This is a genomic window from Burkholderia sp. Ac-20392, from assembly GCF_017104585.1.
Lineage (GTDB): Bacteria > Pseudomonadota > Gammaproteobacteria > Burkholderiales > Burkholderiaceae > Burkholderia > Burkholderia lata.
In genome coordinates this window covers 1-702 of the sequence record NZ_JAAGPB010001190.1, presented here as the reverse complement: position 1 = coordinate 702, position 702 = coordinate 1, and the positions used below count along the sequence as shown (strand labels likewise).

General features: G+C 59.1%; 1 protein-coding gene. It reads left to right on the top strand.

Going from position 1 to position 702, the window contains the following annotated elements:
• Positions 1 to 702: hypothetical protein (locus G3N99_RS41535; protein ID WP_206125348.1), on the top strand; the 702-nt coding region annotated here is incomplete at both ends.

Sequence of the window (702 nt, the reverse complement as noted above, 5' to 3'; positions counted from 1 at the left end):
CCGAACTGTTCGTCGAGCTGAGCCCCGTCGACAACGAACCAATCGAGCTGGTGGCTGACGACAGACCCGTCGACGTCGAAGTCGACAACGAAGTAATCGAGCTGTTAGCCGACGACAGGCCCGTCGACGTCGAGGTCGACAACGACGTCACCGAACTGTTCGTCGAGCTGAGCCCCGTCGACGTCGAAGTCGACAACGAAGTGATCGAACTGTTCGCCGACGACAGGCCGGTCGATGTCGAGGTCGACAACGACGTCACCGAACTATTCGTCGAGCTGAGCCCCGTTGACAACGAGCCAATCGAGCTGGTGGCTGACGACAACCCTGTCGACGTGGAGGTCGACAACGAAGTAATCGAGCTATTCGCCGACGACAGGCCCGTCGAGGTCGAGGTAGACAGCGAAGTCACCGAACTATTCGTCGAGCTTAGCCCCGTCGACAACGAACCAATTGAACTGGTGGCTGACGACAGACCCGTCGACGTCGAAGTCGACAACGATGTGATCGAGCTGTTCGCCGACGACAAGCCCGTCGAAGTCGAGGTCGATAGCGAAGTGATCGAGCTATTCGCCGACGACAGGCCGGTCGATGTCGAGGTAGACAGCGAAGTCACCGAACTGTTCGTCGAGCTGAGCCCCGTCGACAACGACCCAATCGAACTGGTGGCTGACGACAGACCCGTCGACGTCGAAGTCGACAACG